The organism is Brevundimonas sp. M20, from assembly GCF_006547065.1.
GTDB lineage: Bacteria > Pseudomonadota > Alphaproteobacteria > Caulobacterales > Caulobacteraceae > Brevundimonas.
On the sequence record NZ_CP041243.1, the window covers coordinates 2,445,723 to 2,468,645 of the forward strand.

The 22,923-nt window shown below is 68.2% G+C and carries 20 protein-coding genes; 14 read left to right on the plus strand and 6 right to left on the minus strand.

The genetic code is table 11. The annotated features are described in order from the left end of the window. Positions 1–18: 18 nt before the first annotated feature. The 3 genes from FKQ52_RS12090 to FKQ52_RS12100 all read left to right on the plus strand — a co-directional run bounded on the left by FKQ52_RS12090 (position 19) and on the right by FKQ52_RS12100 (position 2,247). On the plus strand, positions 19–567 hold the full coding sequence (locus tag FKQ52_RS12090) for a TspO protein (protein ID WP_141627410.1): 549 nt from the start codon (positions 19–21) through the stop codon (positions 565–567). A 93-nt stretch (positions 568–660) separates the two neighbouring features. After that, a complete protein-coding gene (gene efp / locus FKQ52_RS12095) occupies positions 661–1,230 on the plus strand; it encodes an elongation factor P (protein ID WP_141627411.1) in 570 nt (189 codons plus the stop codon). Positions 1,231–1,440: 210 nt separating this feature from the next. Next, complete coding sequence (locus FKQ52_RS12100) at positions 1,441–2,247, plus strand: inositol monophosphatase family protein (protein ID WP_141627412.1); 807 nt, start codon at positions 1,441–1,443, stop codon at positions 2,245–2,247. A 12-nt stretch (positions 2,248–2,259) separates the two neighbouring features. Here the strand turns inward: FKQ52_RS12100 and recN are convergent, their stop codons facing one another. After that, the gene (gene recN / locus FKQ52_RS12105) at positions 2,260–3,960 is read right to left on the minus strand and encodes a DNA repair protein RecN (RefSeq protein ID WP_141627413.1); all 1,701 of its coding nucleotides are present in this window, start codon (positions 3,958–3,960) and stop codon (positions 2,260–2,262) included. 144 nt (positions 3,961–4,104) lie between these two features. Then, on the minus strand, positions 4,105–4,950 hold the full coding sequence (locus tag FKQ52_RS12110; RefSeq protein ID WP_240811641.1) for an outer membrane protein assembly factor BamD: 846 nt from the start codon (positions 4,948–4,950) through the stop codon (positions 4,105–4,107). Between the two features lie 217 nt (positions 4,951–5,167). On the opposite strand from FKQ52_RS12110, the gene FKQ52_RS12115 reads away from it, so the two are divergent. The 5 genes from FKQ52_RS12115 to pth all read left to right on the plus strand — a co-directional run bounded on the left by FKQ52_RS12115 (position 5,168) and on the right by pth (position 10,087). Further along, positions 5,168–6,100: a ribose-phosphate pyrophosphokinase gene (locus FKQ52_RS12115; RefSeq protein ID WP_141627415.1), complete on the plus strand. Its 933-nt coding sequence runs from the start codon at positions 5,168–5,170 to the stop codon at positions 6,098–6,100. 86 nt (positions 6,101–6,186) lie between these two features. Further along, positions 6,187–7,344, plus strand: coding sequence for a hypothetical protein (locus FKQ52_RS12120; RefSeq protein ID WP_141627416.1), 1,158 nt, complete (start codon positions 6,187–6,189; stop codon positions 7,342–7,344). Between the two features lie 150 nt (positions 7,345–7,494). Continuing rightward, complete coding sequence (locus tag FKQ52_RS12125) at positions 7,495–8,565, plus strand: hypothetical protein (protein WP_205750754.1); 1,071 nt, start codon at positions 7,495–7,497, stop codon at positions 8,563–8,565. A gap of 137 nt (positions 8,566–8,702) precedes the next feature. Beyond that, entirely contained in the window at positions 8,703–9,386 is a 684-nt protein-coding gene (locus FKQ52_RS12130; protein ID WP_141627417.1) for a 50S ribosomal protein L25/general stress protein Ctc, read from the plus strand. A 77-nt stretch (positions 9,387–9,463) separates the two neighbouring features. Beyond that, the gene (gene pth / locus FKQ52_RS12135) at positions 9,464–10,087 is read left to right on the plus strand and encodes an aminoacyl-tRNA hydrolase (RefSeq protein ID WP_141627418.1); all 624 of its coding nucleotides are present in this window, start codon (positions 9,464–9,466) and stop codon (positions 10,085–10,087) included. Here pth and FKQ52_RS12140 read toward each other — a convergent pair. Together FKQ52_RS12140 and FKQ52_RS12145 are read right to left on the minus strand one after the other, a co-directional pair. After that, a complete protein-coding gene (locus FKQ52_RS12140) occupies positions 10,084–11,694 on the minus strand; it encodes a DUF4139 domain-containing protein (protein WP_141627419.1) in 1,611 nt (536 codons plus the stop codon). The genes pth and FKQ52_RS12140 overlap by 4 nt on opposite strands. 5 nt (positions 11,695–11,699) lie before the next feature. After that, the gene (locus FKQ52_RS12145; RefSeq protein WP_240811642.1) at positions 11,700–13,151 is read right to left on the minus strand and encodes a DUF4139 domain-containing protein; all 1,452 of its coding nucleotides are present in this window, start codon (positions 13,149–13,151) and stop codon (positions 11,700–11,702) included. 114 nt (positions 13,152–13,265) lie between these two features. Between FKQ52_RS12145 and FKQ52_RS12150 the strand changes: the two genes are divergently transcribed. The 6 genes from FKQ52_RS12150 (at position 13,266) to FKQ52_RS12175 (ending at position 19,281) form a co-directional block, all read left to right on the plus strand. Further along, complete coding sequence (locus tag FKQ52_RS12150) at positions 13,266–13,652, plus strand: hypothetical protein (protein ID WP_141627420.1); 387 nt, start codon at positions 13,266–13,268, stop codon at positions 13,650–13,652. An 84-nt stretch (positions 13,653–13,736) separates the two neighbouring features. Beyond that, positions 13,737–15,794 carry a TonB-dependent receptor domain-containing protein gene (locus tag FKQ52_RS12155; RefSeq protein WP_141627421.1) on the plus strand — a complete coding sequence of 686 codons (2,058 nt, stop codon included), beginning with the start codon at positions 13,737–13,739 and terminating at the stop codon, positions 15,792–15,794. Between the two features lie 54 nt (positions 15,795–15,848). Then, a complete protein-coding gene (locus tag FKQ52_RS12160) occupies positions 15,849–17,216 on the plus strand; it encodes a PepSY domain-containing protein (protein WP_141627422.1) in 1,368 nt (455 codons plus the stop codon). A 14-nt stretch (positions 17,217–17,230) separates the two neighbouring features. Further along, positions 17,231–17,713 (plus strand): copper chaperone PCu(A)C, encoded by a 483-nt coding sequence (locus FKQ52_RS12165; protein ID WP_141627423.1) that lies wholly within the window; start codon positions 17,231–17,233, stop codon positions 17,711–17,713. A gap of 80 nt (positions 17,714–17,793) precedes the next feature. Beyond that, positions 17,794–18,888 carry a redox-regulated ATPase YchF gene (gene ychF, locus FKQ52_RS12170; RefSeq protein ID WP_141627424.1) on the plus strand — a complete coding sequence of 365 codons (1,095 nt, stop codon included), beginning with the start codon at positions 17,794–17,796 and terminating at the stop codon, positions 18,886–18,888. Between the two features lie 129 nt (positions 18,889–19,017). Next, a complete protein-coding gene (locus FKQ52_RS12175; protein WP_141627425.1) occupies positions 19,018–19,281 on the plus strand; it encodes a hypothetical protein in 264 nt (87 codons plus the stop codon). Positions 19,282–19,353: 72 nt separating this feature from the next. Here FKQ52_RS12175 and FKQ52_RS12180 read toward each other — a convergent pair whose 3' ends face one another. Continuing rightward, positions 19,354–19,878, minus strand: coding sequence for a porin family protein (locus FKQ52_RS12180; RefSeq protein WP_141627426.1), 525 nt, complete (start codon positions 19,876–19,878; stop codon positions 19,354–19,356). 188 nt (positions 19,879–20,066) lie between these two features. Next, on the minus strand, positions 20,067–22,757 hold the full coding sequence (ppdK, locus tag FKQ52_RS12185; protein WP_141627427.1) for a pyruvate, phosphate dikinase: 2,691 nt from the start codon (positions 22,755–22,757) through the stop codon (positions 20,067–20,069). Positions 22,758–22,923 lie beyond the last annotated feature (166 nt).

Sequence of the window (22,923 nt, forward strand, 5' to 3'; positions counted from 1 at the left end):
CCCGAGCTGGAGGCGCGGATGACTGATATCGATGATGTGTTCGACGACGTGCAGGACGCGGCGACGGACTTTCTGAACGCCGGGGGCCGCGACGTCGGCCATGTGGTGCTGGGCGTGGCCCTGACGGTGGGGTTCGCCCTGGCGGCGACGGCATTCGCCAGACGCACCATCAGGCCCCGGCCCGTCCAACTGGCGCAAGACGACGCCCCGATCACCGAGCGGCCGCGAGGATCTCTGAGCTTCATCCTGCCCGCCGTCTTCTCGGCCACCACCCTGTCGGCGGTGCGCGTGTGGAACGCGCCGAAAGCGAAGGAGCGGAATGTCGCCATGGCCCTCTGGGCCGGGGCGCAAGCGCTGAACGCCGTGTGGATCGCCATGCGCCCCGCCAGCCGGGGGCTGCAGATCGCCGCCGCCATGTCCTCGGCGGGCATGGCCGCCGCCTTCGCCCATGAGGCCCGCAAGCTGGACGCCCGCGCCGGCAAGATGGCGGCCCCCGTCGGCGGCGAGGTGGCGGTCGCCAACATGATCGGCCGCAAGGCGCGCGAGACCGGGCAGACGCTGCACTGACGCGCCCAGCTTGCCGTAAGCCCCGGCTTCCGTTAGGGACTGCGCCCGTTCGCGCGCGCCGCAAGGGCTGCGCCTCAACCCTTCCGAGACATCATGGCCAAGATTAACGGCAACACCATCAAGCCCGGCATGGTCCTGCAGCACAATGGCGGCCTGTGGGTCGTCACCAAGGCCAGCCACGTCAAGCCCGGCAAGGGCGGCGCCTTCGCCAACGTCGAGGCCAAGAACCTCGAGACCGGCAACAAGCTGAACGAGCGCTTCCGTTCGGAAGACAAGGTCGAGCGCGTGACGCTGGAACAGAAGGATTTCTCCTACCTGTTCGACGGCGGCGACAACCTCGTCTTCATGAACGACGAAAACTACGAGCAGATCGAACTGCAGAAGGACTGGGTCGGCGACGACCGCATCCCGTACCTGCAGGAAGGCATGAAGGTCGTGATCGAAATGCACGAGGACCGTCCGATCGGTCTGTCGCTGCCGGATCAGGTGACGCTGGAAGTCGTCGAGACCGAGCCGACCGTGAAGGGCCAGACCGCCTCCTCGTCCTACAAGCCCGCGATCGCCAACAACGGCGTCCGCATCATGATCCCGCCGTACATGTCGGCCGGCGAGAAGATCGTCGTCGACACCACCACCGGCGAATACGTCCGCCGCGCGGACTAAGCGGCTTCGCCGCGTGACTAGTGATTGGTGATTGGTGACTGCTGGATCAAAAGCCAGCGTAAGCCCAAAGGGTGTGGTGTGAGCCGCATCAATCACCAACCACCAGTCACCAATCACTTCACCGGCTCCGTCGGAGCCGGCTAGCGTTTGAACTTCTCCGCATGCCCGGGCCGCGCGCCTTGGAGGGCATGACGGACCAGGAGATCCAAGATGGCCCTCGCCTCCGCCCTGCTCACCGTCATGATGGACGCGGTCCGCAAGACCGCCCGCCCCATGCTGCGCGACTTCGGTGAAGTGTCGCAGCTCCAGACCTCGCGCAAGGGTCCGGGCGACTTCGTCACCGCCGCAGACATCAAGGCCGAAGACACCCTGTATGAGCTGCTGATGAAAGCCCGCCCGGGCTACGGCTTCCTCGGCGAGGAACGCGGCTTCATCGAAGGCACCGACAAGTCGCACCGCTGGATCGTCGATCCGATCGACGGCACGACCAACTTCATCCACGCCATGCCGCATTTCGCGATCACGGTCGGGCTGGAGCGTTTCGCGCCGGACGGCTCGTCCGAGATCGTCGCCGCCGTGACCTACAACCCGGTCATGAACGAGATGTTCTGGGCCGAGAAGGGCAAGGGCTGCTACCTGAACGACGGTCGCATCCGCGTGGCGGGTCGCAAGGACCTGTCGGAAAGCCTGATCGGCACCGGCCTGCCCTTCATCGGCAAGACGGGCCACGCCCAGTCGATCAAGGACATCCACGCCGTCGGCCAGCGCGTCGCGGGCATCCGCCGCCTCGGCTCGGCCGCCCTGGACTTCGCCTGGGTCGCCGCCGGTCGCTACGACGCCTTCTTCGAGCGCAATCTGCAGGCGTGGGACGTGGCCGCGGGCATCCTGCTGGTCACCGAGGCCGGCGGTCTGGTCACCACCATCGACATCGACGGCGATCCGAAGAACGGCAAGCAGGTGCTGGCCGCCAACCCGGACATCCACACCGCCCTGCGCAAGGTGCTGCAGGCGGCGTGAGCCGCCGAAGCGCTAGCCGATCAGGGTTTTCGCCGCCGCGCGCGCTTCATCGGTGATGGTCGCGCCCGACAACATCCGCGCGATTTCTTCCAGCCGCTGACCTTCATCCAGCGTGTCGACCGTGGTGGCGGTGACGCCCGCGTAGTCCGACTTACGGACCTTCCAGTGGGCGTGGCCGCGCGCGGCGACCTGCGGGCTGTGGGTGACGACCAGCACCTGCGCCCCCTGCGACAGGCGCTTCAGGCGGGTGCCGACGGCCTCGGCCACGGCGCCGCCGACGCCCTGATCGACCTCATCGAAGATCATCACCGGCTGGCGCTGGTCCTCGCGTCCCGCCAGCGCGGCCTTCATGGCGAGGGCGAAGCGGGCCAGTTCGCCGCCCGACGCGATGGCGTCCAGCGGACCGAAGGGTGTTCCGGCGTTGGTGGCGATCTCGAAGCGCACGGTCTCGACGCCCAGCGGCCCACGGCGCCCCTCAGCCACCGGCTCGAAGGCGACACGGAAACGGGCGCGTTCCAGCTTCAGCGGACCGAGTTCCTCCATCACCGACATCGTCAGCCGCTCGGCGGCGGCCTCCCGCGCCGAGGTCAGCAGGGTCGCGGCCAGATCATAGGCCTCGCGCGCACCGGAGGCCTCGCGCTCGGCGGCGGTGATGGCGTCGGCGCCGTCCTCGATCAGACGCAGTTGCTCACGGAAGCGCTCGCGCAGGGTCGGCAGCAGCTCGACCGAGGTGTTCAGCTTGCGGGCGGCGGCGCGCAGGGCGAACAGCCGTTCCTCCGTCTTGTCCAGACGGCCCGGCTCGAAGTCGAAGGCGTGGGCGGCGGCGTCGACGCAGGCCAGCGCCTCCTCGGCCTCCACCAGCGTGCGGTCGATAGCCTCGGCGGCGGCGGTCAGTTTCAGCAGCAGCGGATGATCGCCCTCGGCGCCCGACTGGGCCGCGCGGGTGCGGGCGTGCTCGACCGCGCGCAGGGCCGCCGACAGGTTGCGCGACAGCTTGTCCCCGCCCAGTGAGGCGCGGGCGTCGGTCAGATCGGCCATGGCCTTTTCCGCCGCGCCGAGCAGGGCCCGTTCGCCCGCCAGCTCGGTTTCCTCGTCCGCGCGGGGATCCAGCGCGTCGAGGTCGGCCAGATTCTGGGTCAGTTCCTCGGTGTGGGCGGCGGCGTCGGCGGCGGCGGCCTTCAGGTCGGCGACCTTGCGCTCGGCGGTCTTCAGGGCCTCGGCGGAGCGGGCCACCCCCTCCAGCTGGGGCGACAGCCCGCCGTAGGCGTCCAGCAGGGCGCGGTGGGTCTTCCAGTCCAGCAGGCCGACCGTCTCGTGCTGACCGTGCACCTCGACCAAGGCCTGACCGATCTCGCGCAGGGCGGTGACGCCCGCGGGCTGGTCATTGACGAAGGCGCGGCTGCGGCCGTCGGCGGCGACGGTGCGGCGCAGGATCAAATCCTCGCCCGGCGTGACCTCGAATCCCTTCTCGGCGATCAGTTCGATCAGGGCGGCATCGTCGGGCGCGGTGAAGACGGCGGTGGCGCTGGCCTGTCTGGCCCCGGCCCGCACCAGACCGGCGTCGCCCCGCGCCCCGAGCGCCAGACCCAAGGCATCCAGAATGATCGACTTGCCGGCCCCGGTCTCGCCGGTCAGCACGGTCAGGCCATCCCGGACCTCGAGGTCCAGCACGTCCACCAGAACGATGTCGCGAATCGAAAGCGCGGTCAGCACGGCAGGCTCCCTTGCGGGAACATCAGGCCGGAAACGCGGTCAGAAATCTGGGGCAAGGCGAATCGTCTTCTCGGGCGATGCCGGAGAATGCGGAGCAACCGCCTCCCGGGACAAGCCCGGGAATAGAGGAACAAAAAGAAAACGTCAGCCCGGGATCAGACGACGCAGCCAGCTTTCACGCTGCGCGGTCGGCGCGACTTCCGGAGCGGCGGCCTGTTCCGACAGCAGGGCGTAGGCTTCGGAGTACCAGGGGCTGCCCGGATAGTTGAAGCCCAGCACCGAACCGTTGCGCATGGCCTCGTCCTTCAGGCCGAGGGTCAGATTGACCTCGACCAGACGATACAGGGCTTCCGGCGTGTGCGAGGTGCGCTGGTAGGCCGGGTTGTCGATCACGGTCTTGTAGCGGTTCAGGGCGGCCAGCGGCTGGTTGGCGCGCTGATAGTAGCGGCCGATAGCCATTTCCTTGCCGGCCAGCTGGTCGTTGACCATGTCCATCTTCACCGTGGCGTCGATGGCGTAGGGCGTGCCCGGATAGCGGCGGGCCACATCCCGCAGGCCGCTCAGCGCCGCCTGGGCGAAGCCCTGGTCGCGGCCCACGTCGGTGATCTGTTCGAAATTGCAGATGGCCTTCATGTAGAAGGCGTAGGGCGCGCTGGGATTGCCCGGGAACAGGGCGATGAAGCGATCCGCCGCGGCGATCGCCTCCTGATAGTGGTTGTCCTGATAATAGGCGTAGATCTGCATCAGGATCGCGCGACGCGACCATTCCGAATAAGGGTGCTGGCGCTCGACTTCCTGGAAGTAGTCGATGGCGTCGCTCCAGCGCTTCGCCTGAATGCGCTGGTAGCCGGTGTTGTACAGGGCCTCGACCGGGCGTTCCTCATAGGCCAGACGCGGACGGTTCGAACCGCCGTTACAGGCGGTGACGGTCAGGGCCGAAACGGCGGCGGCCGCCAGAACAAGACCGGAGCGGAACTTCGAAACGGACAAGGACGACCTCAAGTATGCATGCCTACGGACCACCGTCCGACGGCGCCCCCGGAAACGAGACGCGATCTCTATACCAGTGAACTTCGCAGCGCCAATGCGCGAAGAAGCGCCAAAAAAGCATGGATCGCGACTTGTGACCCCGGCGTCCCCTGATATGTAGCGCGCCAGCGCCACGGCGACATGCAGCCGGGCGATGACGGCGAAAGGATGACCGGACATGAAGCTGCTCTCTGGCAACTCGAACCGGACCCTCGCGGCCGCGATTGCAAGCCACCTCGACATGCCCCTGACCAAGGCCCAGGTGAAGCGGTTCGCCGACAATGAAGTGTTCGCGATGATCGAGGAGAACGTTCGCGGCGAGGACGTCTTCGTCATCCAGTCGACCAGCTATCCGGCCAACGACAACCTGATGGAAATGCTGATCATGACGGACGCCCTGGTCAGGGCGTCGGCCAAGCGGATCACGGCTGTCGTCCCCTATTTCGGCTACGCCCGTCAGGACCGGAAGACAGGGGGCCGCACCCCGATCTCGGCCAAGCTGGTCGCCAATATGATCACCCGCGCCGGCGCCGACCGGGTCCTGACCATGGACCTGCACGCGGGCCAGATTCAGGGCTTCTTCGACATCCCGACCGACAATCTGGTCGCCACGCCGGTTCTGGCCAGCGACATCAAGGAAAACTACCAGCGCGGCAATCTGATGATCGTCTCGCCGGACGTGGGCGGCGTGGTGCGCGCCCGCTCGCTGGCCGAGCGCCTGAACGTCGACCTGGCCATCGTCGACAAGCGCCGCCCCAAGGCGGGCGAGAGCGAGGTCATGAACATCATCGGCGACGTGGCCGGACGCGAATGCATCCTGTTCGACGACATCGTCGATTCGGGCGGCACGCTGGTGAACGCCGCCAAGGCGCTGATCGACAAGGGCGCGACCCAGGTTTCGGCCTACATCAGCCATGGCGTGCTGTCCGGCCCGGCCGTCCAGCGCGTGGCCGACGGCCCGCTGAAGGAGCTGGTGATCACCGACTCGATCGAGCAGCCGGACGAGGTGCTGGGCTGCTCCAAGATTCGCCGCGTCTCGGTCGCTCCGCTGATCGGCGAGGCCATCCGGCGGATCGCCAATGAGGAATCGGTTTCCAAACTCTTCGACTGATCTGGACGGTTTGAGGGAACGTCCTTGGTCCGGCCTCATTAGGCCCTGAAGATTCGGCGCGGGGCGTCGATGCTGAAGGAGATCTGATGAGTTCGGCCCACCGGAGCCGCGGCCTTGCCGTGGCCGCTCTCGCCGTCGCCGCCCTGCTGGCGAGCTGCGCATCCCAGTCCGCCGCTGAAAAGGCCGCCGAGGCGGAAGCGGCGCGCATCGCCGCTGAAATCGCCGCCCGCACCCCGCCGCCCATCGCCCTGAATCAGGACGTCATCGACGCCGCCTCCATCTATGTGGCCTTCACCCGCGAGATGGCCGCCCAGCAAGGCGGCTTCGCGGACGCCGAGGCGATTCAGGCGGCGCTCCGGCGCGGCTCGGCCTATGAGCCGGCCCAGCTGTCGCGCGGGTTGATCGCCTACGCCTCCATCGTCGCCCTGCAGTCGCCCGAGTTCGTCAGCGGCGTACGCCAATACGCCGTTGATCGCGCCACCCGCGAGCAACTGGCCGCCAACATCGCCTCCGACCCGCGCTGGGCCTCGCGCCTGCCGGGCGCGGACGCCGCCGCGGGCCTGATCATGGCCGCCCTGGGTCGCGACATCGACGCCCTGGGCGCCGCCGCGACCGCCATCGAGAATGACGCCTACGCCATCCAGGCCGACTCCCGGCGCTCCTGGGCCGTGGCCCCGGTGGCGAACCGCGACGGGCGACTGGCCGGGGCCAAGGCCAGCTCGGCGCAGGCCATGCTGCCCTCCGCGCCCGACGCGAGCCGCCTGACCGCCGCGGCCCACGCCGGGACCGGACTGGACCTGCCCGCCGGTCGCCCCCGCCAGCCGGGCTACCCGCCCGTGGTCGAACGCGCCCTGGCGCTGGCCGCTCTGGCGGCGCTGGGCGAGGCGGGCGACGCCGCCCTTCCCCGGACGACGGCGCTTCAGGACGATCCGGTCAGTCAGGCCTGTCTGGCGGAATCCAAGCTGATGCTGTTCCAGTGTCTGGCCGCCTCCCGCCCCAGCTATGAGGACGTGTTCTGCGTCGGCCGTCATGTGGTGCGCGACATCGCGACCTGTGTGCGCGGCGCCGCCCTGCCGGCCGCCACGGTGCGGGTGTCCGGGGTGCAGGTGGTGGAAGAGCCCCGCATCACGCCCGCTCCGGACGGTCTGGCCGCGCCGACGCCCGCGGCGCCCGCTCCGACGCCCAGCCCGACGCCCAGCCCCACGCGACGACTCAACTCCGGGCCGAACAGCAGTCTCCGCTAGGGAGAATCATCACCTTGTGATCCGCATCCTCCGGCTACGCTTGGATTAACGCTCGGAGAACCCTTTTCTCCGCGATATAGGGTGCAGTCTGTGGTCGCGTCCCGCCGGAGGGACGCTGAGGGTCGGGGTTCTGTAATGTTCAAGGGTCAAATGCGTCGCGGACTCACGCTCGCCGCTGTCGCCGCCGCCGCCGTACTCGCGGGTTGCGCCACGGATGAACCGGCCGCGCCGCCGCCCGCCCCCCCGCCCCCGCCCCCGCCGCCCGCCGTGTCGATGAACGAGGGCGTGGCGCAGGCCGCCTCCATCTATGTCGCCTTCATGCGCGACGTCGGCACCATCCCGCCCGGCGGCTTCACCGACGCCGAGGCCATTCAGGCCGCCATCCGCAAGGGCGCGGCCTATGAGCCCGCCCAGCTGTCGCGCGGCATGATCGCCTACGGCTCGATTCTGGCGCTGCAGGCGCCCGAGTTCGTGCAGGGCGTGCGCACCTACGCCGTCGATCCGGCGGGGCGTCAGGACCTGATCAACCGCATCATCGCGGACCCGGCCGTCGCCGCGACCCTGCCGGGCGCCGACGCCGCCGCGGGCCTGATCGTCGAGACCCTGGGCCGCGACGTCGCCGCCATGCACCGCATCGCCGAAGGTGTTGAAGGCGACGCCTACACCATCCAGGAACGCCGCGACCCGCGCCGCCGCTGGGCCGTGACCCCGATCCAGAATCGCGACAGTCGTCTGCAAAGCGCCAAGACCCTGTCGGCCGCCCAGATGCTGCCGTCGGCGGAAGAATCGGCCCGCCTGTTCGCCGCCGCCCACTCCGGCGCTGGTCTGGATCTGAACCCGGGCCGTTCGGGCCCGCCCTACACCCCGGCGGTGACCCGCGCCCTGGCGCTGGCCGCCCTGGCCGCCCTCGGCGCCGGGGGCGAGGACTTCCGCACCAATACCGAAGCCATGACGGTCGATCAGAACAGCGAGTTCTGTCTGAATATGTCCAAGCTGATGCTGTTCCAGTGCCTGGCGGCCTCGCGCCCCAGCTATGAGGACATGTTCTGCGTCGGCCGTCACATCGCCCGCGATCTGTCCACCTGCACCGCCCAGAACATCACTCCGCCGACGCCCGAACTGGCTCCGACGGCGGTGGCCGAAGGCGAGGCGCCGGTCGCGTCCCAGGCCGCCGAGGCCGCGCAGGCGACCACGACCGCTTCGCTGAACAGCGGCCGCTGACCGCAAAGAGTCGACAGCGGTTGCGTACCGGGGCGCTTGCGTGTAATAGCCCCCGCTCCTGATTTCGAGGGTTCAGACCCCCGCCGCGCAGGCCCAAGGTTGGCGCGGTGTTCCTGTTGTTATTTGAGGCGAGCCAGATGGCCGAGATCATCCTGAACGTGGACGTCCGCGACGGCGTCGGCACCGGCGGCGCCCGCGCCGCCCGTCGCGCCGGCATGGTGCCCGGCATCCTGTACGGCGGCGACAAGGCCCCCGTCGCCATTTCGGTGAACGAGAAGGACTTCCGCAAGTCGCTCTACACCGGCAAGCTGCTGGGCCATCTGGTGACCCTGAAGTACGGCGAAGAGACCCAGCCGGTCATCGCCCGCGACGTGCAGTTCGACCCGGTGTCGGATCGCCCGCTGCACTTCGACCTGATGCGCGTCGACGAGAAGCAGACCATCAAGATTGAAGTGCCGGTGCACTTCATCAACGAAGACCAGTGCAAGGCCTTCCGTCAGGGCGGTTCGCTGGAAATCGTCCGTCACTCGGTCGAAATCTCGGTCCGCGCCGACCACATCCCGGAAGACCTGGTGGTCGATCTGGCCGGTCACAAGCTGGGCGACACCATTCGCTTCTCGGACATCAAGGTTCCGAAGGGCGTCGAGCCGACCATCACCGACCGTGACTTCGTGATCGCCTCCATCAAGTCGTCCTCGGCCGCCAAGGCCGCCGACGAGATCGAGGAAGCCATCGCCGAGGAACAAGCCGCCGTCGAAGCCGCCGCGGACGACGTTCCGGCCACCGAGCAATCGGACGAAGGCGAAAAGACCGAAGGCTAAGTCGCCCTCGATCCACTGTTTCTGGAGCGGCCCCTTCCGTTTACGGATGGGGCCGTTTCCTTGTCTGGACCACAGCCATGATCATCGTCGCCGGCCTGGGCAATCCCGGCCCGAAATATGAGAAGAACCGCCACAACATCGGCTTCATGGCCGTCGATGAGATCGCCCGTCGCTGGAATTTCGGGCCCGAGCGGGCGAAGTTCCAGTCGGTCATCCGCGAGGGCGAGGTCTCCACGGCGAACGGCGCGGTGAAGGTGCTTCTGATGAAGCCCCAGACCTATATGAACGAGAGCGGCCGGGCCGTCGGCGAGGCGGCGCGCTTCTACAAGATCAAGCCGTCCGAGGTGATCGTCTTCCACGACGAGATCGACCTGGCCCCCGGCCGGTTCCGCATGAAGACCGGCGGCGGCGCGGCGGGCCAGAACGGCGTGCGCAGCCTGATCAGCCATCTGGGCGCCGATTTCCGCCGCGCCCGTATGGGCGTGGGCCATCCGGGCGAAAGCCATCTGGTCATGCCCCATGTGCTGGGCGACTTCGCCAAGGCCGATCAGGCCTGGCTGCAGGCCATGCTCGACGCCTGCGCCGACGCCCTGCCCTTCGCGCTGGCGGGCGACGACGAACGCTATCAGGGCGAGGTGATGCGCCTGGCCCCCGCGCCGAAATTCAGCCCCCGTCAGCAGGCCGGCAAGGCCGAGGGCTAGTCTTCAGCCTGCACCGTATAGCTGAGGGTCTCCGAGCCGCGCGCCGGGACCCTTACCCGCCAGACGGTGTCACCCGCGTCATTGACCTGACAGCGGCGGCTCTGCGCCAGCACCCGGAAGCCGCGCCAGCCGGACCACTCCGGCACGACCTCGATCTCGACCGGCCAGTCCTTGTCGTTGATGAGGGTGGCCTCAACGACGACCTTCTGCATGTAGGTGTCCTCGCCGGCCTTCCAGTCCGCCTCATCCGTGACCTCGGCCAGCACAGATAGCCCCATGGCCTCGCCGAACTCGAGCTCCAGCGGCACGCCTTCCCCCCGATCCATGAAGTCCGCTTGTCCCGTCAGGATCGCCGCCCCGTCATGGGTCTCGATCAGACTCAACCCGCCGCCTGGCATGGGGACACCGAGTCCGTCACGCGCCTCGTTGCGCAACCGCAGCAACAGCTTCGGGACCTGCGGCGCGTCATCGCTGTGATCCAGACGGACCTGATAGGTCCGGGTGAAGCGCACGTCCTGCTGATCGAAGAAGCGAATCTGTTTGGCCTGCCGGGCGTTCAGGTCGGTGGGCTCGGCCAGGGTGTAAATCTTGTAGTCGCCCAGATCCGACAGGGTCGCCCGGATGCGGCTCCCGGTGACGACGATCTCGTCGATCCCGGTATCGCCGACCACGCTGTTCGACAGGGCCGGGATCGTCGCCAGATAGTCGGTGACCGGCGTCGGGACAATTGTCCCACGCTGCGGACCGAACGGGTTGCGCGTGGTGGTGTCCAGCGGCCAGCACCGGGGCGCGACCGTGGCCACGACCGGCTCGATGGCCTCGGTGTCGTACTCGCGGGCCAGATTGCCCGCCACGACCTGCACCGGCGTATCCGTGAAGCCGCCATTGGTGAAGTTCATCAGGGTGATCCAGCCCTCGATGTCCATCGACCTTCCATCGGGAGCCAGCCGGGCCACATAGTCCGCCGACCAGTTCAGCCCCTCTGCCAGATAGGCCAGCCGGATGGTGTAGCGACCGGCCACAGGCGAGCGGGTGCGGACGGACAGGGTCGGCCGGTCACCCAGCCCATCCGGGACGCGGTCGAAGATCAGCCGCTGGTTCAATCCCTGACAGGACAGGGGCTCCAGCCGACCGTCGATCTCCAGCACCGGGCCATTCGCCCCCGAGCGGACGATTGCGGGAACCACCGTCTCGACACCCGTTTCCGGGTTGGTGCGCCCGACCTGCACCGTCTCGCCGATGGAGTGCTGCAACAGGGAGCCCGCCGTCAGGAGTTCAAAACTGCTGTTGCGCTCCAGAACCTCGCCCGGCAGCCCGTCGATGGCGGCGCTCTCGGGAATGATGCCGGGCGTCAGCCCTTCGAAACGGAGGATCGCTTCCCCGGCCGGCACATCCACCGTCCGGCTCTCCACGATCATCGCCAGCCCGTCGGTCGAGACATGGCGGGTTGCACTGCGCAGCTCATCAAGCGTGCTGGAGGTGTCGATGGGGTTGAACCGATAGATCACCAGCGTCGTCCCGTCGGGACGCGCGGAAAGGCTCTGCGTCTGGCCCCACGCGGGCGTGGCCAGCCCGGCGATCAGAGCGACGGCGAGCGCGAGACGCATGACGCTCAGTCGCCGGTGACGACAGTGGCGGTCAGTCTGGTCTCACCATTGGCGGGCACGGGAACCAGCCAGATCAGGCTGTTCCCCCGGCGCTCTGCCTCGATGGACTGGTCAGAGACCTCGGCCAGCGCGCTCAGCTCCGTCTGCCGAACCTCGACCACCACCGGCTGCGGGCGGGCGTTCCGGACGGTGTACTCCATCTGGTAACGGGTCCACGGCGTTTGCCCCCGGCGGCGCTGGACGGTTTCCTCCTGCACCACACGAGGCTGTACGGTCACGTCGAAGGCCGCACCCGTGGTGATGACGATGTCCGAGCCCGCAGGCGTGTGGGCGACACGGTCCTCGCCGACGAAGCGGGGCTCGCCCGCCGCGTCATTGACATAGACCCGCACGATTCCCGCCGGCAGGGGCGCGCCCACCCCTGACGTCGCGCTGTTGGAAAAGGTCATGGCCACCTGGGCGCCCGACGGTTCGTTCAAGGTGTCGAACCGGTTCATCTCGAAGACGTAGCGCTTGCTCGCGGGCACGCCGGAGACATCCAGCAGGCCGACCTGCTTGGTCTGGTTGTTGGCCACCGTGACCGGCTCGGGCAGGGGATAGACATAGACATCGGCCAGTCCGCGGGCGGCTCCGGCCTGGGTTCCCGCGCCACGCGGCGCGGGTGGCCGCGCATAGCTTCCGGTGCGCGGATCATACGGCGCGTTCAGCACCGACACGTCGCCCGCAACCACCCGCGTCCGCGCATTGGTGAAGGTCACGCCGGACTGGTTGTTGATCGTTACCCAGCCGGTCAGGTCCAGCGTCCCCGCCGTCTCGTCGTAGCGGGCGACATAGTCCGCCTTCCACGCCAGCCCGGTCGTCAGATAGTTCAGGGTCACGTCGCGACGGCCCGCACCCTCGGCGTCGAGCGTGACGCTCAGTGTCGGGCGGGGGCGCAGGTTGGACGGCACCTCGTCGAAGATCACGCGGGTCGGCACGCCGTCGTCGCGCAGCACCTCGATCTTGCCGCCGACCTCCAGCACGACGCCCTCGTTCGCGGCCAGCACGCGGGCCCGGTCCGTCTGCTGGGCGCCGGTGCCGGGATTGGTGCGCACAATGCCGATCTCGCCGCCCACGGCGGCCTGCATCAGGCGATCCGGCGTCAGCAGGTCATAGTCGAAATTCTGCTCCACCACCGACAGGCCGCGCCCGGAAAGGCCCACGGTCTCGGGCCGGATGCTGGCCGAGACGCCGGGGAACTCGCGTCGCGAGCGGCCCGCCGGAATGTCGAGGCTGCGCGTGTCCTCCACCAGGGCGACGTTCTGGTTATAGACGGTCAGCGACACCGCATCCGGGCCGCCGCCCCCGTCCTGCGCGTGCTGCGCGGCGACGGCGGACGCCCCCGCCAGAACTGCCATCGCGGCCCCGGCCATCAGGCCCCATCGAACGGAGTGGCGAACGGTGCGGCGAACAGACATCGGATACTCCCCCGGTTGCAGGTCGAGGCTGGCACGCGCTTCGCGAGGTGTCGACCCGAAGCGTGACGGGGCGCCGCTCTTTCTCTGGCGTCCCGGAAGCGCTACAGCCGCCGGGTGACCCGTCCGCAGACAGAGTCCTGGTCGATCTGGCGTGCGCTGGCCCTCATGGCCGCGACGTTCGCCATCGTGCTCGGAACCCTGCTGCCCTACGCCGCCATGGCGGCGGCCGGACCGGGCCAAACGCTGGTGCTCTGCTCCGCCGAAGGTCCGCAGACCATCAAGGTCGACGCCGACGGCAATCCGGATCGCAGCGTGCCGCCGGCCAAATGCGCCGCCTGCGTCATGGCCCCGGCGGCGGTCCTGCCGAACCCGCCGGTCGCCCAGCCCTGCGCCGCGCCGACCGTCACCCCGGCCTCGACCTTCACCGCCCTGATCGCCAGTCCGCCGCCGCCCGCGCGCGCGCCGCCGCGACCACCCTCCACCGCCCCGCCCCACGCCTGAACCAGACCCGGAGCGCCTTCGTGCGCCCGAACCCGCGCGCCGTCGGCGACGCGGGCCTTTTCTCTGTTTCAGGATTGATCCCTCATGTCCCTGTGGACCTCCGCGGCGCCCTGCGCCCTGCTGCTCGCCGCCGTCGCCTCCCCCGCCCTCGCGTCCGAGCCCTCGCAAGACCCGACCACCCTCGACACCGTCATCGTCACCGGAAGCCGCAATCCGGAAGACCCCGCCGTCGTGGCCGAGGCGCGTGACCGCCTGAGCCGCACGCCCGGCGCGGTCGCGGTCATCTCTTCGGAAAGCTACGCCAACCGCTTCGCCCAGACCTTCGCCGACACCCTTCGCAACGTGCCCGGCATGCTGGCGCAGAAGCGCTATGGCGAGGAAGCCCGGCTGTCGATCCGGGGGTCCGGACTGGCCCAAGGCTTCCACCAGCGCGGCGTCCTGTTCGCCCAGGACGGCGTGCCCTTCGCCGACGCCGACGGCTTCTCGGACTTCCAAGGCGTTGACCCGCTGAGCGCTCGCTACATTGAAATCTACAAGGGCGGAAACACCCTGCGCTTCGGCGGCGCCCAGCTGGGCGGGGCGATCAATCAGGTCACGCCCACCGGCCGCACCGCCGTCGACGACACGGTGATGCAGGTGGAAGGCGGATCGTTCAACAGCCTGCGGGGCAGCGTCCAGCTGGCCCGCGAGTACGGCGACTGGGACGTGTTCGCGGCCGTTTCCGGGATGGAATCGGACGGCTATCGCGACCACAGCGAACAGAGCCAGGCGCGCCTGACCCTGAACCTGGGCCGCTCTTTCGGAGAGGATCGGGAGGTCCGGCTGATCTATCAGGCCGCCGACATCAAGCAGGACATCCCCGGTTCGCTCTCGCTCGCGGACGCCCTGACCGATCCGGAAAAGGCCAATCCCGGCGCGATCAGCGGCGATCAGGCGCGGGACCTGACCCTGAAGCGCGTGACCTTGCAGACCCGCTGGCGGCTGAACGACGCCACCGTTTTCGAGGGCGCCGTCTGGGGTTGGGAGAAGGCGCTCTGGCACCCGATCTTCCAGGTCCTGAACACCAACAGCGAGACGGTCGGTCTGTTCGGCCGGTTCGACTGGACCGGCCAGGTCGCCGGGATGCGGGCCGATCTGTTCTACGGCCTCAGCTATCGCGACGGTCAGATCGACAGCCAGCGCTACATCAACACCGCGGGACAGACCGGCGCCCTGACCGCCGACAATCTGCAGAAGGCGACGGGGCTGGACGTCTTCGCCGAGGGCCGGCTGTTCGTCACCGACCGGCTGGCGCTGGTGGCGGGCGGTTCGTTCGGACGGGCCACGCGCGACTACGCCGATCGCGTCAACGCCGCCAACAATGACGACATCGACTACGAGTGGTTCTCGCCGCGACTGGGCCTGCTGTGGGAGGCGCAAGACGGGGCGCAGGTCTTCGCCAATGTGACCCGCTCGGTCGAGCCCCCGACCTACGGCGCCCTCGTTCAGGCGCCACTGGTGGGCTTCACGCCGGTGGATGTGCAGGATGCCTGGACCGCCGAGATCGGCACGCGCGGCCGTCGCGGCTCCCTGGCCTGGGACGTGACCGTCTATCGCAGCGAGATCGACGGCGAGCTGCTGAACTTCGTCACCGGCCCCGGCATCCCCGCCGCGACCTTCAACGCGGGCGAGACGGTGCACCAGGGTCTTGAGGCGGGTCTGGACTGGCGCCTGCCGACCGAACTGGCCGACGGCTCGCTGCTGCTGCGCCAGACCTATGCCTGGAGCGACTTCCGCTTCGTCAACGACCCGCGATGGGGCGACAATCGCCTGCCGGTCGCGCCGGAGCATGCCTGGCGCGGGGAACTGGCGTGGCGTCATCCGTCCGGCCTGAGCCTGACCCCGTCGGTTGAATGGCGGATCAGCGACGCCTGGGTCGACTACGCCAACACGCTGAAGGCGCCCGGCTATACCTTGCTGGGACTGAACGCGAGCTGGGAGGTCAAGGACGGGCTGACCCTGTTCGTGGACGGCCGGAACCTGACGGACGAGCGGCACGTCAACGAGTTCTCGGCCATCACCGACGCCGGTCTGGCTTCGACCGTCGTGTTCAACCCCGGCGAGGGACGCGCTGTGTTCCTCGGCCTGCGGCTGGCCCTCTGAGGCGGATCGGTGGAGGCGGCCCCGGCGGCCTCCCCGACCACATGAGCATTGAAGATGACCGATACCTCGACCTCTTTCGCCGCCCCGCCCGCCACACCCCTGTCCGGCGCCTACCGGGCCGTCTGGCGGTGGCATTTCTATGCGGGCCTGCTGGTCATGCCCGTGTTGATGCTGCTGGCCCTGACCGGCGGCCTGTATCTGTTCAAGGACGAGATCGACCACGCGGTCTATCGCCGGATGATCGAGGTTCCGGCCTCCACCCGGCAAGCCGCGCCCGAGGCCTGGGCCGCCGCCGCGGCGCAGGTCGGACAGGGCCGGGCCGCCGCCGTGATCATTCCCGCCGCACCGGACCAGGCCGTTCGCATCCGGGTGGACCGCCCGGACGGCTCACAGCGCACGGCCTTCGTCGATCCCCACACCGGCCACGTCACAGGCGTCACCGGCTACGGCGGGGTGATGGAGATCATCAAGCAGGTCCACTCGCTGACCCTGTTCGGCCCGGCGATGAACCTGCTGGTCGAGATCGTGGCGGGCTGGACCATCGTGCTGTTCGCCACCGGCCTGTACCTGTGGTGGCCGCGCAAACGGAAGGCGGGCGTCGTCGCCCTGACCTCCACCGATACGCGCCGCCGTCCCTTCTGGCGCGATCTGCACGCCCTGACCGGCATCTATGTCGGCGGGGTGGTGCTGTTCCTCGCCGTCACCGGCATGCCCTGGTCGGCGGTGTGGGGCGACAAGGTGATGGACGTGGTCAAGAGCAGCGGCCTCGGTCGTCCCGCCGCCCCCGTCGCGGGCGCCTGGCAGCGGGCCGAGCACGCCGATCACGCACAGGGCGCCGGCTGGACCATGGAGGGCGTCACCCTGCCCTCCCATGCCCATCACCCGGCCTCGGCGGGCCTGTCCGAGGTCGTGGCCATGGCCGAGGCGGCGCGCCTGCCCCGCCCCTACGCCGTCTCCATCCCCTTGGGCGACGCCACGACCTGGACCGTCACCGCACAGGTCACGCGAGTTCAGGACACCCGCGCCCTCTACATCGACCCCGCACAGGGCAAGGTCGTCGCCGACATCGGCTACGGCCAGTTCGGCGCGGGCGCCAAGGCCATCGAATGGGGCATCTACACCCATCAGGGCACGCAGTTCGGCCCGATCAACCGCTGGGTCATGCTGGCGGGCTGTGTCGGCGTCTGGCTACTGGCGATCAGTGGGCTGATGATGTGGTGGAAGCGCCGCCCGCCGCGCCTGTCCAGGGGCCTGATCGGCGCCCCGCCCGCGCCGGAGGGACTGAAGGTTCGCTTCGCCGTCCTGGCCATCGTCCTGCCCCTGTGCCTGCTCTATCCCCTCACCGGCGCCAGTCTGATCGTCGCGCTTGTCGGCGAACGGTTGATCCGCGCCGTCATCCGTTCCAGACCTGCCGCAGCCTGAAAGACATCCAGACCATGATCCGCACCCTGATCCCCCTCGCCGCCGTCGCCGCCCTGCTGGGCGCCTGTTCCAACGACGGGGCGAAAGCCCCGGCCGGTTCGCAGGCCGCCGTCGTCGTCGCCGACGCCCTGTGCCGTCCCACCCCGGTCGGCCGTCAGGCGACCGGCTGCTACCTGACCCTGACCTCGCCCGCCGCTGACACCCTGGTCAGCATCTCGACCCCCGCCGCCGGGCGGACGGAGATCCACGAGAGCAAGATCGAGAGCAATATGATGATGATGCGCCAGCTGAAGGCGGGCCTGCCCCTTCCGGCCGGGCAGACGGTCGAGCTGAAGCCCGGCGGCAACCACATCATGCTGCTGGCCATTGAACAGCCGCTGACCGAGGGCCAGACCATCCCCCTGACCCTGAATTTCGCCGCCGCCGCTCCGGTGACGGTTCAGGCGACCATCGGCCAGCCGAAGATCGACGAGTACGGCACGCCGACCGGCCACTGAGGCGCTCGAACACGCGCGAGCCTGACAAACGGGATCGAACCCGCTAAAGGCTCGCGCTCACTCGAAAGCTCCAGAAGACCATGGCCCTTAAAGTCGCGATCGTCGGCCTGCCCAACGTCGGCAAGTCCACCCTGTTCAACGCCCTGACCAAGACGGCGGCGGCCCAGGCGGCCAACTACCCGTTCTGCACCATCGAGCCGAACACCGGCGACGTGGCCGTGCCCGAACCGCGCCTGAACGCCCTGGCCGAGATCGCGGGCTCCAAGGAAATCATCCCGTCGCGCATCACCTTCGTGGACATCGCCGGTCTGGTGCGCGGCGCGTCCAAGGGCGAAGGTCTGGGCAACCAGTTCCTGGCCAACATCCGCGACTGTGACGCCATCGCCTTCGTCGCCCGCTGCTTCGTCGACGACGACATCACCCACGTCGAGAACCGCATCGACCCGATCAGCGACCTCGAGATCATCGAGACCGAGCTGATGCTGGCCGATCTCGAAAGCCTCGAGAAGCGCTACGCCAACGTCGAGAAGCGCGCCAAGACCGGCGACAAGGAGATGCAGAACACCCTGCGTCTGATCAATCTTGCGCTGGAGCAACTGCGCGCCGGCAAGCCCGCCCGCGTCGCCGAAATCTCGAAGGAAGACCAGAAGGCGTGGCACATGCTGCAGCTTCTGACCTCCCTGCCCGCCCTGTACGTCGCCAACGTCGATGAAGGCTCGGCCGACAAGGGCAACGAACTGTCCGATCTGGTCGCCAAACGCGCCGCCGCCGACAACGCCAAGTCGGTCGTCATCTCGGCCAAGATCGATTCCGAACTGGCCGTGCTGGACGCCGAGGAACAGGCCGAATTCCTCGAGACCCTGGGTCTGGCCGAACCGGGCCTGAACCGCCTGATCCGCGAGGCCTACGCCCTGCTGGGTCTGCAGTCCTACTTCACCGTCGGACCCAAGGAAGCGCGCGCCTGGACCATCCACGTCGGCGACACCGCTCCGCAAGCGGCCGGCGTGATCCACACCGACTTCGAGAAGGGCTTCATCCGCGCCGAAACCATCGCCTTCGAGGACTACATCGCCTTCAAGGGCGAAGCGAAGGCCCGCGAGGCCGGCAAACTCCGCGCCGAAGGCAAGGCCTACGTCGTCAAGGACGGCGACGTGATGAACTTCCTGTTCAACTGATCGACCGGGGGACCGGGTCCAGCCGACCCGGTCCGTCACTCGCCCTGATCACGAAATCGCGGTCACGCTTGCATCCTGCGCCTGTTTTTGCGACCCGTTCTTCAGTGTCGAGAACAAGGGGGCGCCCGCATGGCTCAGAACACCAATCCCTGGAGCAAGGCCATCGATCCGTTGGCCGAGGATATCGCGACCGTGCTGAAAAGCATGGGCGGTTCCGCGCATCAGAAGGATGTCGTTCAGTGCGTGGCCGCCATGAAACGCCAGCGCGGCGAGACCGTCGCCCAGGATCTGGCCTCGCGCATCGTCGAGGTGTTCGAACACTACCGCGAACTGTTCTTCCGCCCCTTCGGCGAGGGCTCGATGCGCTGGGCCCTGCAACCCGGCGTCGCCTGAGTTCAGCACGGCGACCACGAAAAAGGCCCGCGGTTCGCACCGCGGGCCTTCGTCATATCAGGCTTAAGTCGCTTAGAAGCGACGCACGAAGCTCACGCCGTAGGTGTCGGCTTCACCGGCGTCACCGCGGAAGTCGCGGCGGGTCCAGTCGGCGCGGATGCCGTTCTGGCCGTCGATGAAGTAGTTGGCGCCGACGCCGTAGTTGATGCTCTCGGTGCTGTCGGAATCCTGGATGCCGGCGACCTCGGCCTTCACGCGCGTGGTGCCGTAGCCGAGACGACCGAACAGTTCGAAATTCTCGTTGATCGGCAGCTTGGCGACGCCATAGGCGGCGGCGTCATACTTGTGCTCCACCGTGCCCGGCACGCCGGCGACGGTGAAGTCGTCGTCGCTCACGCCGATCGAGGCTTCACCCTCGACGCCGAAGTTGCGGGTGAAGTCATAGCCCATACGGCCGGTGACGGCGCCCAGGTCGCCGCCGTCCGTATCCAGCTGCGTGTAACCGATCGAGCCGGTCACCCGCGAACCGGGTTCCTGCGCCATGGCCGGCGCGGCGATCAGAGTAATGGCGGCAGTCGCGAGAAGAACGTTACGCATTGTTTCTGTATCCTCTAGATGCGGTGACTTCTGTGGTCACCGGCCCCATCCAGCGGGATACAAAATGGGTCGGGAACGGACAGGTTCCAGACCTGTCCGCTGACTTCCCCAAGACTGTGAGATTGCAGGCACAGACGCCGATACGCCAATCCAGACCTTATCGTGGCCCAATTCTGGCAATGCGAAACCTACCTGTCCTTTTCGCGCTCCGCCCCCGACCGCGCATCCAGCGCGGCCTGGGCCGCGGCCAGACGGGCGATGGGCACGCGATAGGGCGAGCAACTGACGTAGCTGAGGCCCACCTCCTCGCAGAAGGCGATCGACGACGGATCACCGCCGTGTTCACCGCAGATGCCCATCTTGATGTCGGCGCGCACCGCCCCGCCTCGCTCCTTCGCGATGCGGATCAGGTCGCCGACGCCGTCACGGTCCAGACGGACGAACGGGTCGGTCTCGAAGATACCCTTGTCCATATAGGCCTGCAGGAAGCGGCCGGAATCGTCGCGGCTGATGCCGAAGGTGGTCTGGGTCAGGTCATTGGTGCCGAAGCTGAAGAACTGGGCGTGCTCGGCCAGATCTCCGGCGCGCAGGGCGGCGCGGGGCAGTTCGATCATGGTTCCGACCAGATACTCGACCGTGTCAGCCGCCTCCTCGAAGACGGCCTTCGCCGTCCGGTCGGTGAGCTCGCGCAGATACTTCATCTCCAGACCCAGGGCGACCAGCGGATGCATGATCTCCGGGATCGGGGCCAGGCCTGATGCTTTCTTCACGTCCAGCGCGGCTTCCAGCACCGCGCGGACCTGCATCTCGTAGATTTCCGGGTAGGCGACGCCGAGGCGGCAGCCGCGATGGCCCAGCATCGGGTTGGTCTCGTGCAGTTCCTTGGCCCGGCGCTTCAGCTTGGCGGCGTCCAGCCCCGAACCGGCGGCGAGGGCGTCGATGTCCTCTTCCGTGTGCGGGATGAACTCGTGCAGCGGCGGATCGAGCAGGCGCACCGTCACCGGCAGGCCCGACATGATTGTGAACAGCTCGACGAAATCCGCCTTCTGGAACGGCGCGATCCTGGCCAAAGCTTTCCGGCGACCCGCTTCATCATCAGCCAGGATCATCTCGCGCACGGCGGCGATCCGGGTGTCGTCAAAGAACATGTGCTCGGTCCGGCACAGGCCGATGCCTTCGGCGCCGAAGCCGCGCGCGGTCCTGGCGTCCAGCGGGGTCTCGGCGTTGGCGCGGACGTTCAGGCGACGCACCTTGTCCGCCCAGCCCATCAGGGTCTGGAAGTCGCCGGTCAGTTCCGGCTCGATCATGGCCACGGCGCCGTCCAGCACCTCACCCTTGCCGCCGTCGATGGTGATGACCTCGCCCGCCTTGAAGGTGCGGCCGCGCGCGGTGAAGGTCCGCGCCTTGTCATCAATGTGGATTTCGCCCGCGCCCGAGACGCAGGGACGGCCCATGCCGCGCGCGACCACCGCGGCGTGGCTGGTCATGCCGCCTCGCGCCGTGACGATGCCGCGCGCCGCGTGCATGCCGTGGATGTCTTCGGGCGAGGTTTCCTCGCGCACCAGAATGACCGCTTCGCCCAGCTGGGCCAGACGCTCGGCCTCGTCGGCGTCGAAGACGATGGCGCCCGTCGCCGCGCCCGGCGAGGCGGGCAGGCCCTGCGCCACCACGGTGCGGGCCGCGTTCGGGTCCAGCGTCGGGTGCAGCAGCTGGTCCAGCGCGGCGGGCTCGACCCGCGACACGGCTTCTTCCTGCGAGATCACGCCCTCGGCGGCCAGCTCCACGGCGATCTTCAGCGCCGACCTGGCCGTGCGCTTGCCGTTGCGGGTCTGCAGCATCCAGAGGCGGCCCTGTTCGACCGTGAACTCGATGTCCTGCATGTCGCGGTAGTGGCTCTCCAGCTTGGTCACCACCTCCACGAACTGGCCGAACACCTCCGGCATGGCCTCTTCCATCGAGAGGGCCGTTTCGCCCATCTCCTCGCGGCCCGCCCTGGTCAGCGACTGCGGCGTGCGGATGCCCGCCACCACGTCCTCGCCCTGGGCGTTGATCAGGAACTCGCCGTACAGCTTCGCTTCGCCCGTCGACGGATTGCGCGTGAAGGCCACGCCCGTCGCCGAGGTCTCGCCCATGTTGCCGAACACCATCGACTGGATGTTCACGGCCGTGCCCCAGCTCTCGGGGATGTCGTGCATGCGGCGATAGAATTTGGCCCGGTCGTTCATCCAGCTGGTGAACACGGCGCCGACGGCGCCCCACAGCTGGTCATTCGGATCTTGCGGGAAGGCGTGGCCGAGGTTGCGCTCGACCACCGCCTTGTAGTCGGCGACGACCTTTTCCCAGTCCTTCGCCGTCAGATCGGTGTCGACGGTGACGCCCAGACGGTCCTTGTGGTCGTCCAGAACCTCCTCGAACTCGTCGTGGCCGATGCCCAGCACCACGTTCGAATACATGGTGATGAAACGGCGGTAGCTGTCGAAGGCGAAGCGGCGGTCGCCCGACAGGGCCGCCAGACCTTCCACCGTCTCGTCGTTCAGGCCCAGATTCAGGACCGTGTCCATCATCCCCGGCATCGAGGCGCGGGCGCCCGAGCGGACCGAGACCAGCAGCGGATTCTTCGCGTCGCCGAAGGTCTTGCCGACGATGCCCTCGACCTTGGCCAGCCCGGCCTTCACCTGTTCGGTCAGGTCAGCGGGATAGCTCTGGCCCTGCGCATAGTAGTGGTTGCAGGCCTCGGTGGTGATGGTGAAGCCCGGCGGGACCGGCAGCCCCAGCGCCGACATCTCGGCCAGGTTCGCCCCCTTGCCGCCGAGAAGATTCTTCATCGAAGCGTCGCCGTCGGCCGAACCGCCGCCGAAGCCGTACACCCACTGAGTCATCAGTTAAGCCCCTGAACCGTGGTGATCACGCGGCGGATTCGCTCCGCTCGCTGTTGCATGCGCCCCGCTTACCGCTTGTGCACTGCGAAGGCGACCCTGAGCGCGTAACAAAACGTGAGCGCCTGTGACGGTTCCGCGCGGCCTCCCGACCGAAACATCAATTCCG

Coding starts and splice junctions, on each gene's coding strand:
- FKQ52_RS12155 (WP_141627421.1), top strand. CDS start 13,737: ATGTCCCTGTGGACCTCCGCGGCGCCCTGCGCCCTGCTGCTCGCCGCC.
- FKQ52_RS12115 (WP_141627415.1), top strand. CDS start 5,168: ATGAAGCTGCTCTCTGGCAACTCGAACCGGACCCTCGCGGCCGCGATT.
- FKQ52_RS12165 (WP_141627423.1), top strand. CDS start 17,231: ATGATCCGCACCCTGATCCCCCTCGCCGCCGTCGCCGCCCTGCTGGGC.
- FKQ52_RS12175 (WP_141627425.1), top strand. CDS start 19,018: ATGGCTCAGAACACCAATCCCTGGAGCAAGGCCATCGATCCGTTGGCC.
- FKQ52_RS12180 (WP_141627426.1), bottom strand. CDS start 19,878: ATGCGTAACGTTCTTCTCGCGACTGCCGCCATTACTCTGATCGCCGCG.
- pth (WP_141627418.1), top strand. CDS start 9,464: ATGATCATCGTCGCCGGCCTGGGCAATCCCGGCCCGAAATATGAGAAG.
- FKQ52_RS12120 (WP_141627416.1), top strand. CDS start 6,187: ATGAGTTCGGCCCACCGGAGCCGCGGCCTTGCCGTGGCCGCTCTCGCC.
- FKQ52_RS12100 (WP_141627412.1), top strand. CDS start 1,441: ATGGCCCTCGCCTCCGCCCTGCTCACCGTCATGATGGACGCGGTCCGC.
- FKQ52_RS12160 (WP_141627422.1), top strand. CDS start 15,849: ATGACCGATACCTCGACCTCTTTCGCCGCCCCGCCCGCCACACCCCTG.
- ychF (WP_141627424.1), top strand. CDS start 17,794: ATGGCCCTTAAAGTCGCGATCGTCGGCCTGCCCAACGTCGGCAAGTCC.
- FKQ52_RS12145 (WP_240811642.1), bottom strand. CDS start 13,151: ATGTCTGTTCGCCGCACCGTTCGCCACTCCGTTCGATGGGGCCTGATG.
- ppdK (WP_141627427.1), bottom strand. CDS start 22,757: ATGACTCAGTGGGTGTACGGCTTCGGCGGCGGTTCGGCCGACGGCGAC.
- FKQ52_RS12130 (WP_141627417.1), top strand. CDS start 8,703: ATGGCCGAGATCATCCTGAACGTGGACGTCCGCGACGGCGTCGGCACC.
- FKQ52_RS12125 (WP_205750754.1), top strand. CDS start 7,495: ATGCGTCGCGGACTCACGCTCGCCGCTGTCGCCGCCGCCGCCGTACTC.
- FKQ52_RS12090 (WP_141627410.1), top strand. CDS start 19: ATGACTGATATCGATGATGTGTTCGACGACGTGCAGGACGCGGCGACG.
- FKQ52_RS12140 (WP_141627419.1), bottom strand. CDS start 11,694: ATGCGTCTCGCGCTCGCCGTCGCTCTGATCGCCGGGCTGGCCACGCCC.
- efp (WP_141627411.1), top strand. CDS start 661: ATGGCCAAGATTAACGGCAACACCATCAAGCCCGGCATGGTCCTGCAG.